Source organism: Jiangella rhizosphaerae (genome assembly GCF_003579925.1).
GTDB lineage: Bacteria > Actinomycetota > Actinomycetes > Jiangellales > Jiangellaceae > Jiangella > Jiangella rhizosphaerae.
This window is the reverse complement of record NZ_QUAL01000276.1, coordinates 1-2549: the sequence shown is the minus strand read 5'-3', so window position 1 is coordinate 2549 and position 2549 is coordinate 1. Positions and strand designations below refer to the sequence as shown.

Sequence of the window (2549 nt, the reverse complement as noted above, 5' to 3'; positions counted from 1 at the left end):
GCCGCCGACGGGGGAGACCTCGGTGCGCTGGCCGACCGGGCGGCGCGGGCGCTGGCGGCCGTTCGCGAGGCGCGGGCGGGCGCGTGAACGGGCGCGCGGCGGGGCTCGTCACCATCGGCGAGGCGATGGCGCTGGTCGCGGCCACCGAGACCGGCGGGTGGGCACACCACCGCGACCTGCGGCTGTCCGTCGCCGGCGCGGAGCTCAACGTCGCCGTCGGCGTGCGGCGGCTGGGCCGGCCCGCGACATGGATCAGCCGGGTCGGCGCCGACGGGTTCGGCGAGCTGATGCTGCGCGAGCTCCGGGCGGAGGGCGTCACCGCCGTCGCCACCGTCGACGACACCCGGCCCACCGGGCTGATGGTGAAGGAGCGGCCGAACAGCCTGCACACCAGGGTCCGCTACTACCGCGCCGGCAGCGCGGCGTCTGCGCTGACGGCGTTCGACCTGCCGCTGGAGCCGATCCAGCAGGCCGCCGTGCTGCACGTCACGGGCATCACCCCGGCCCTCGGGCCCGGCCCGGCATCGGCGGTGCGGCTGGCCGTCGACACCGCCCGGGCGGCCGGGGTCACCGTCTCACTGGACGTCAACTACCGCTCGGCACTGTGGAGCCGCGACGACGCCGGCGCCGCCCTCGTGCCGCTGGCCCGGCAGGCCGACGTGCTGTTCGCGGGGCCGGAGGAGGCGTCGCTGATCGTGCCCGAGGCCGACCCCGAGGACATGGCGTACGCGCTGGCCGAGCTGGGCCCGGCCCACGTGGTCATCAAGCTGGGGGCCGACGGCGCGGTGTCGCTGGTCGACGGTGAGCTGCGGCGCACGCCGGCCGTCCCGGTGCGCGTCGTCGACACCGTCGGCGCCGGCGACGCGTTCGTGGCGGGCTACCTCACCGAGCTGATGGAGGGCGCCCCGGTCGAGCGGCGGCTGGCGACGGCGGTCGCGGCGGGCGCGTTCGCCTGCACCTCCCTCGGCGACTGGGAGGGCCTGCCCACGCGTGCCGACCTGCCCGCCCTGCGGGCCACCGAGGCGGTGCAGCGCTAGCGGAGAAGCGGGTTGTGGATCCGCACGGACGAGGCGAAACGGCCGAAGTCCCGATCGGAGGACCACAGCTCCCGCACGCCATGAGTGGTGCACAATGCGGCGATCCTGGCGTCGTGCACCATGGGTCCGACCACTTTGCCGGACGTCAACAGATCCTTGAGCTGCGGCCAGTACGCGGGGGTCTCACCGAGCAGCGAGAGCGTCGGCGCGGCGAGCCAGGCGTCCAGCTGCGTGATCGCCTGCTCGCGCGTGCTCGGCGGATCGTAGATCCTCGGATGCGTCACGATGGCGAAGAACTCGTGAACGCATGGCCACGGGATTGCCCAGGCGACCCGTCCTTCGGCGAGGTCCTTCACCCGCTCGGCGGCCACATCGTGGAACTCACTGTCCCGACGATGTGCGTAGACGAGGACGTTGGTGTCGACGGCGATCACGGCTGTGAGTAGATCGCGTCGCGAATCTGGTCCCACCCCGCGCCACGGAACTCCGGCCGCAGGCCGTTGCCGTCGACGCTCGCATCGTCGAGGACGAACCGTGCCTCGGCGGAGCGCTGCCGGACGACGCCGCGCAGGCCCGTCTCGATGAGCTCCTTCAACGTCGTTCCCTCCCGGCGGGCGAGCTCTTGTGCCTCTTGGAGCAGTTCGTCCGGCAGGTTAACGGTCGTCTTCATATGGTCGACTATATCAGTCAAGCAATACGGCCATATCTCCATGCGAGGGAGAAGCCGCCGCGTCCTCGCGCAGGCCGATGCGGTCGTGCAGGCGGCGCAGGGGGCCGGGCGCCCACCAGTTCGCCCGGCCGGCCAGGCGCATCAGCGCCGGCACGAGGACGCCGCGGATCAGCGTCGCGTCGACCAGGACGGCCAGCGCCATGCCGATGCCCAGCTGCTGCAGGAACACGACCTCGCCCGTGGCGTACACCGCGAACGAGACGGCGAGGATCGCCGCGGCGGCCGTCACCAGGGGCGCGGACCGGGCGATGCCGCGCGGCACCGATCCGTACACGTCGCCGGTGCGGTCGTAGTCCTCCTTGATGCGGGCCAGCAGGAACACCTCGTAGTCCATCGACAGCCCGTAGGCGATGCAGAACATCAGCAGCGGGATGCTCGGCTCGATGACGCCGGTCGGGGTGAAGCCGAGCAGGTCGGCCAGGCCGCCGTCCTGGAACCCCCACACCAGCACGCCGAACATCACCGACAGGCTGAGCAGGTTGAGCACCGACGCCTTCAGCGGCGCGACCACCGACCCCGTCATGAGGAACAGCACGACGAACGTCACGCCGAGGATCAGCGCGCCGACCAGCGGCAGCCGGTCGACGACGCCGTCGCGGTAGTCGGCCAGCTCGGCCGGGTAGCCGCCGACCAGCACGTCCGCCGGGCCGGGCAGCGCGCGGACCTCGGCGACCAGCCCGGCCGGGTCGCCGGCCAGCCGCTCGCCGGTCGGCACGACGGCGAACCAGGCACCCGTGCCGTCGGCGTAGCGGCCGGGGTCGGCGGCGGCCGCGATGCGGGCG

Annotated in this window: 4 protein-coding genes; 1 reads left to right on the top strand and 3 read right to left on the bottom strand. The window is 73.2% G+C overall.

Annotated features, from left to right (window positions below; all coding sequences use genetic code 11):
- Nucleotides 1-83 precede the first annotated feature (83 nt).
- A complete protein-coding gene (locus tag DY240_RS23195) occupies nt 84-1037 on the top strand; it encodes a sugar kinase (RefSeq protein ID WP_119662129.1) in 954 nt (317 codons plus the stop codon).
- Here the strand turns inward: DY240_RS23195 and DY240_RS23190 are convergent.
- The 3 genes from DY240_RS23190 to DY240_RS23180 form a co-directional block, all read right to left on the bottom strand.
- Complete coding sequence (locus DY240_RS23190; protein WP_119662128.1) at nt 1034-1471, bottom strand: TA system VapC family ribonuclease toxin; 438 nt, start codon at nt 1469-1471, stop codon at nt 1034-1036. The genes DY240_RS23195 and DY240_RS23190 overlap by 4 nt on opposite strands.
- Nucleotides 1468-1707 (bottom strand): type II toxin-antitoxin system VapB family antitoxin, encoded by a 240-nt coding sequence (locus DY240_RS23185; RefSeq protein WP_199702159.1) that lies wholly within the window; start codon nt 1705-1707, stop codon nt 1468-1470. Before DY240_RS23185 ends, DY240_RS23190 begins: the two co-directional genes overlap by 4 nt.
- Before the next feature lie 13 nt (nt 1708-1720).
- The coding region (locus DY240_RS23180; RefSeq protein ID WP_147375470.1) for an MMPL family transporter at nt 1721-2549 on the bottom strand (829 nt) is incomplete at its 5' end.

Bases quoted from the DNA above. Each gene is read 5' to 3' on its own strand.
- DY240_RS23185 (WP_199702159.1), bottom strand. From the start codon at position 1,707: ATGAAGACGACCGTTAACCTGCCGGACGAACTGCTCCAAGAGGCACAA.